Consider the following 6,171-nt stretch of genomic DNA (forward strand, 5'->3'; position numbering starts at 1 on the left):
ATTATTATGAAAGGGTAGAAAGCAAAAATAGTTGCAGTTTTTCAAGTAAAAGTTCGGCTTCAACCCCTTCAGGGCTTACCCATAAACTCTCGCTGTAGTGTTCAAAGTTAAGATTAAAATTTTGGCCATTCCAACAAAAGCGTATTTGATGGCGATCTGCGCCTTCGGAGGTTTCAAGAATAGAAATAGCCTCATGGTTTAAGAATATGTGTCCCCAGAAGGCAAATTCATCGGCCTCAGGGAAAAAATCAGGTGTGATCTGCAAAAAGTTAAAATCTGTGTTCAAGATAATTTGCGTCATCATTAACTCGCGGCTAAATAATTTCGGATAAGTTGCATAAACGGTGCGCCATACTTGCTGAGTTTACTAAAACCAACGCCTGACACATTTAAGAATTCAGCATCATCAGTCGGCATTTTCTGCGCCATTTCAGCGAGTGTCTTATCGTTAAAGACCACATATGGAGGTACATCATCGGCATCGGCGAGTTCTTTACGTAAACTTCGTAGCTTAGCAAACAGCTTTTTGTCGTAATTAAATTGCGCCAATTTATCTTGATAGATGTGTTTAGCTTGTAAGCGCGGTTCGGCTAATTGCAAAACATATTCACCGCGTAATACGGCTCTTGCTGCTTCTGTCAGTTTTAGGCTTGCACCTTGTGTTATGTCTTGAGCAAGTAAGCCATGATGAACGAGTTGACGCAATATGCTTAGCCAATACTCGACGCTATGACTTTTGCCAATACCATAGGTACTTAATTCGTGGTGTCCGTTATCGCGAATTCGACTGGTGTTTGCCCCTCGCAATAAGTCGACGATATACCCTAAACCAAAGCGTTGTTGCGCGCGATACACACAAGATAGCGCTTGCTGTGCCACTAAAGTGCCATCAAAGCGTTTCGGCGGATTAAGACAAATATCGCAGTTGCCACAAGGCTCTCTTTGATATTCGCTAAAGTAATTGAGTAATATTTGTCGACGGCAAGTTTGCGCTTCTGCAAAATTTGCCATTGCCTGGAAGCGCTGCTCTTCTACTTTACGTCTAGCCTCGTCAGGAATATCTTCAAAAAAGCGTTTTACTCGTCCTATGTCAGCAGGATCAAAGTACATGATGGCTTCTGCGGCAAGTCCATCACGACCAGCTCGACCTGTCTCCTGATAATAAGCCTCAATACTCTTAGGTATATCGTAGTGAAGTACAAAGCGTACATTTGACTTATTTATACCCATACCGAATGCGACGGTTGCAACAACAATATTGATATCGTCTCTGGCAAAGGCTTTTTGTACAAATTGACGCTGATCATTACTCATGCCGGCATGATATGCGGCGACATTAAAGCCAGCTTCGGCAAGCTTTTCTGAAATATCGTCTACACGCTTACGACTAGTGCAATAAATAATACCGCTTTGGCCTTTTTGATCCCGTAAATAGCGCATGAGCTGAGAAAGAGGTTTGAACTTTTCTTCAATGGTGTAGCGAATATTTGGTCTATCAAAACTGCCTGTATGGATATAAGGTGCATTTAATCCAAGTTGGTGTGCAATATCATGGCGTGTCGCAATATCTGCCGTCGCCGTTAAGGCCATCATAGGGCACTGCGGAAAGTGTTGTTTGAGTTCACTTAAGCGACGGTAGTGCGGCCTGAAATCATGCCCCCAGTGAGATACACAGTGGGCTTCATCAATCGCGAAGAAGCGAATGTTTAAGTTCTTTAACCTTTGAATAAAATCAAACTGCAGTGCTTTTTCTGGTGCAACATAAAGTAACTTTAATGTACCTTCGGCTAATTGATTAAAAATCGCATTTTGCTGTGTAAAATCTACGGTGTTATTGATGTATGCGGCACTAACGCCAATTGCTTGAAGCTGAGAGACTTGATCTTCCATTAACGAGATCAAAGGCGAAATGACTACCGTTGCGCCGTCAAATAAAAGCGCAGGGATCTGATAACATAATGATTTACCGCCACCGGTAGGCAGCAAGACGAGCGTATCTTGTCCATTTAGTGCCGCATTAATTACAGCCTCTTGGCCAGCTCTAAATTCACTGTAGCCAAAAGTGTCTTCTAATGCTTGCTTAGCAAGGGTTGACTGTTCGCAGATAGGGTCTGATTTCATGGCGGGCATTTTAGTGGCTTTTGCATTACTTGTCTGTAAATTTATTTGCGCTGTTGTGTTTGACGGTTTACATGTAGTTGCCATGTTATGTCTGTAAGTTCCTATTTTCTGTCTATTTGCAACCAACTTAGCAAGGTATAATGGTTTTTTACTTTTTGAGTCGTGTTGATGCTAAATAATCAGACCCAACAGGGTTACCTTTATGCTGTCTTAGCATTTTTAATGTGGGGCATGGCACCCATCTACTTTAAACAGATTGAATCTATAGCTGCACTAGAGATCTTGACTCACCGAGTGATCTGGTCGGTGCTGTTTTTAATTCTCATTGTCTTCGCTGCAAAGCAATGGCATCAAATCCAGCATGTCATTAAGAAGCCAAAGTTACTGGGGATGCTCTGTATTAGCTCTACTTTGCTCGGGTTCAATTGGGTGCTGTTTATTTGGGCCGTTAATAATGATCACATGCTTGATGCAAGTCTCGGTTACTATATAAATCCGCTATTGAATGTATTGCTTGGTGTCATCTTTCTTTCTGAGCGATTGAGGAAATGGCAAATCATCGCTGTTGCGATTGCTTCACTTGGGGTACTACTACAAGTGATTGCATATGGCTCTTTTCCTGTAGTGGCATTTGCATTGGCAAGCTCGTTTGCAATTTACGGGCTTTTGAGAAAGAAAATGCCAGTAGAATCACTACCAGGCTTGCTAATTGAAGCGCTTATCTTAATGCCGTTTGCAATTATCTATTGGTACTTGACCCCTGCGACGGTGAGTTCTGATATGTTTAATAATGAAGTGCTCCTAAATATATTGCTAGTCAGTGCAGGTGTAGTGACAACTTTACCTCTGTTGTGTTTTATTGGTGCTGCGAAACGTCTTCCTTATTCCACGCTTGGTCTATTTCAATATCTTGGTCCAAGCATTATGTTCACCTTGGCGGTAACCTTGTATGGTGAGGTGTTCTCAATTGAACGAGCTGTGACTTTTGCTTGTATCTGGGGGGCATTGGCCTTGTATAGCTGGGATAGCTTAAGGGCAAGTAAAAAGAAATAATAAGATGGCTTGAGTGGCTGCATTGTAATGCTAGCCACTTAGTCTTTATTAACTTATGACTTTATTGCGGCCAGAGTGTTTTGCTTCATAAAGTTTTATATCAGCCTCTTTTATCAGACTATCAACATTTTTATTTACGGCTCTACAAACACCAATAGATACCGTAAAGTGAATATTGTGTTTGGTTAATCCCGCGCTATTGGTGTCTAGGTATTCTCTAAATTTATCTAATAAAGCTATACTTTCCTCTTGCGTAGCGTTAGCAAAATAAACGGCAAATTCCTCGCCCCCTAATCTAGCGGTAAGTTGACCAGGGAAGTGTGATTCAAACGCTTGAGAAAGGGCTTTGAGCACATCATCTCCTGCGTCATGACCATAGTTATCATTAATGGCTTTAAAGTGATCTACATCTATCATGGCTAGTCCCACCTCATTATTTGAAGCGGCTTTTTGCCTTAATGACTTATTAGTAAACTCAAAGAAGTAACGGCGATTAGGTAAGCCTGTTAAGTAATCAGAGTTAGCTTGGCGCTTTATTGTGGCTATATATTCCAGCATATCGACGTTTTGACTAAGCCTGCAATAAAATTCCTCTGCGTTAAATGGCTTGCGAAGATAGTCGTTTGCACCTCTCTTTATGAATCGAGCCGAGAGGTGTAATGCATTAGAGCTAGAAATACCGATAATGGCTTTTTCATCATTCGAATATTGCAGTCGTATTTCACTGCACAAGTCTTCGCCATTCATGTTTGGCATTTCATTGTCAGTGATCACAACAGAGATGTCTGGGTTTTGCTTTAATACTTCGAGGGCTTCAATACCATCACATGCCTCAAGAACCTTATACTTATGCCTCACTAATAAAGAGCTGATGTAATTTCTGGTCTGACGTGAATCATCAACAACCAATACTTTTACAAACTCATTTCGTGGTAATCGCATAAGTTGTTTTTTAAGGTATTGGTAAGCTTGTTTATTCTCTTTGGTGATGTAATCGATGATTGGGTATTTTTCGACAGTTTCACGAGTTTGATTGTCTAGGTTACCAGTCATGACAATTGTGGGGATATCAGAGTTCACCGTATAATGAATCGCTTCGCCGTTAGGTGCATCAGGTAAAATGAAATCAACAACTGCGCAAAAGTAACTATTATTGTCGAGTAGCTCTTTGGTTTGTGCTAGTGATTCAGCAATGTCAGCCTCATAGCCTGCAGAAACAGCGATATGTTTTTGCACTCTAGCAATGGTTGGGGTGTCTTCGATAATTAGGATTCGACGTGTCACTCAGTACTCGCTCGGTAATTCACCTATACATTTACTATTAACCTTAACCTATCTATTAAGCAATTCAACTCAAAATTACTTATAGATGATGTAATAAAGATTATTTTAAAAATTAAGTAATAATTTATTCCTCTCCTATAATTTATAGCTGAAACATACTTTTATGACGTTTTTAATGCAGTTTATTTGCAATTATTTGACTCTAATGTGTTGCGTGTAATATTTCTGTCATTAACTGCTGAGAAACTAGCGTCGTTTTGAATCATCATGTGTTGCGATATTGAGGAAAATTACATGAAACTAGTTAAATCAACACTTCTTCTTGCTGTACTAGGTGCGTTATCTGCTAATGCTAATGCAGGTGTTAAAGTATACGGCAAGGCAAATGTATCTGTTCAATCAAGCGATGAAGGTGCTGGAAGTGCGACAGAAATTAAAAGCAATGCGTCACGCTTTGGTTTTAAGGGCTCAGAAAAACTAGATAGCGGCCTAGAAGTAATTTATAAGCTTGAATTCCAAGTTGATGTATCTGATGCTGATTCAAAGGGCGATAGCGACAATATCACAGCGAGAAGCCAGTACGTAGGTTTAAAAGGTGGCTTTGGTGAAGTTGTAATTGGCCGCAATGATACCGCATTCAAATTATCTCAAGGTAAGATTGATCAGTTCAATGATTTAGAAGCTGATGTGAAGAATCAGTTTAAAGGTGAAAACCGCTTAGGCAATACTGTGTCATACAAGTCAGCAAGCTTTAATGGTTTTAAAGTACTCGCGACTTTTATTGCTGAAGATAAAACAGATGGCGAAAACGGTTACTCAGGTGCAATCACATATGGTGATTCAGCACTTAAGAAATCTAAATATTATGTTGCTGTTGCCGGTGACAGTGAAGTGAAAGGTTATGATGCATTACGAATCACAGGCCAATTTAAAGCAACTGACGCACTTAAATTAGGTGCAATGTATCAGAAGCAAGAAAAAGTAGACGGCACAGGTACTGCTGATGGCTTCTTATTAAATGCTGCATATGGCTTCGGTAAAAACACCTTTAAAGTGCAATATCAAACAATTGACTTCGATGCAGTCGATTCAAAAGACGTAGATGGTTTTAGTGTTGGTCTAGATCACAAGCTAAATAAATCAACCAAACTATATGGCTTCTACTCAACAGTTGATGAAGACAAGGGTACAGAAGAAGATTACCTAGGTCTTGGTATTGAATATAAGTTCTAATATTCATGCTATAAGTATTTTATAAAGCAGGCTCAGGCCTGCTTTTTTAGTTTTTGGGAATTTAAAAAGAAGATTTTGTATAAAATACAAACAAAAACACGGTGTCTTTAGTGTTTTTGTTCTCTTTTTGAGCGGTTGAACATATTTCTTAAAATTAATTGCAAAAAGGGGTTGCGCACTTTTAATTTCACCCTATAATGCGCACCCACTGACACGGGGCGAGACGCTGAAAAGCAAATCAAAACGTTGTCGAGTCAAATAAAACTTAGCTTTAAACTTTCTCTTAAGAAAAAGATTAAAATTAAGTGTTGACATAAAAAGTGAAGTCGTTATTATGGCGCTCCACTTCGCAGCAAGGCTGCGGCGACAAGCAAAAGCTTAGTCGCACTCCGGTAACCGGAATGTTCTTTAAAAATATGAAGCAATCATCTGTGTGGGCACTCGTACAGGTTGAGTTCTAACAGCTCTTGATTCAGGAGC

Annotated in this window: 5 protein-coding genes; 2 read left to right on the top strand and 3 right to left on the bottom strand. The window is 39.9% G+C overall.

What is annotated here, in order from left to right:
* Positions 1-4 precede the first annotated feature (4 nt).
* Together AAEU28_RS18595 and recQ are read right to left on the bottom strand one after the other, a co-directional pair.
* A complete protein-coding gene (locus AAEU28_RS18595; protein WP_421965430.1) occupies positions 5-304 on the bottom strand; it encodes a DUF3630 family protein in 300 nt (99 codons plus the stop codon).
* Positions 304-2,121 carry a DNA helicase RecQ gene (gene recQ / locus AAEU28_RS18600; RefSeq protein ID WP_421965441.1) on the bottom strand — a complete coding sequence of 606 codons (1,818 nt, stop codon included), beginning with the start codon at positions 2,119-2,121 and terminating at the stop codon, positions 304-306. The genes AAEU28_RS18595 and recQ overlap by 1 nt, the downstream gene beginning before the upstream one ends.
* A 165-nt stretch (positions 2,122-2,286) precedes the next feature.
* Here recQ and rarD point away from each other — a divergent pair, with 165 nt between their 5' ends.
* Positions 2,287-3,174, top strand: a complete 888-nt coding sequence (rarD, locus tag AAEU28_RS18605; RefSeq protein ID WP_421965431.1) for an EamA family transporter RarD — start codon at positions 2,287-2,289, stop codon at positions 3,172-3,174.
* A 48-nt stretch (positions 3,175-3,222) separates the two neighbouring features.
* Here rarD and AAEU28_RS18610 read toward each other — a convergent pair whose 3' ends face one another.
* Positions 3,223-4,458 (bottom strand): diguanylate cyclase, encoded by a 1,236-nt coding sequence (locus tag AAEU28_RS18610; protein ID WP_421965432.1) that lies wholly within the window; start codon positions 4,456-4,458, stop codon positions 3,223-3,225.
* A 294-nt stretch (positions 4,459-4,752) separates the two neighbouring features.
* Here AAEU28_RS18610 and AAEU28_RS18615 point away from each other — a divergent pair, with 294 nt between their 5' ends.
* Positions 4,753-5,691 (top strand): porin, encoded by a 939-nt coding sequence (locus AAEU28_RS18615; RefSeq protein ID WP_421965433.1) that lies wholly within the window; start codon positions 4,753-4,755, stop codon positions 5,689-5,691.
* Positions 5,692-6,171: the final 480 nt, after the last annotated feature.

Source organism: Pseudoalteromonas sp. SS15 (genome assembly GCF_049257195.1).
GTDB lineage: Bacteria > Pseudomonadota > Gammaproteobacteria > Enterobacterales > Alteromonadaceae > Pseudoalteromonas.

Coding starts and splice junctions, on each gene's coding strand:
- AAEU28_RS18595 (WP_421965430.1), bottom strand. CDS start 304: ATGATGACGCAAATTATCTTGAACACAGATTTTAACTTTTTGCAGATC.
- recQ (WP_421965441.1), bottom strand. CDS start 2,121: ATGAAATCAGACCCTATCTGCGAACAGTCAACCCTTGCTAAGCAAGCA.
- AAEU28_RS18615 (WP_421965433.1), top strand. CDS start 4,753: ATGAAACTAGTTAAATCAACACTTCTTCTTGCTGTACTAGGTGCGTTA.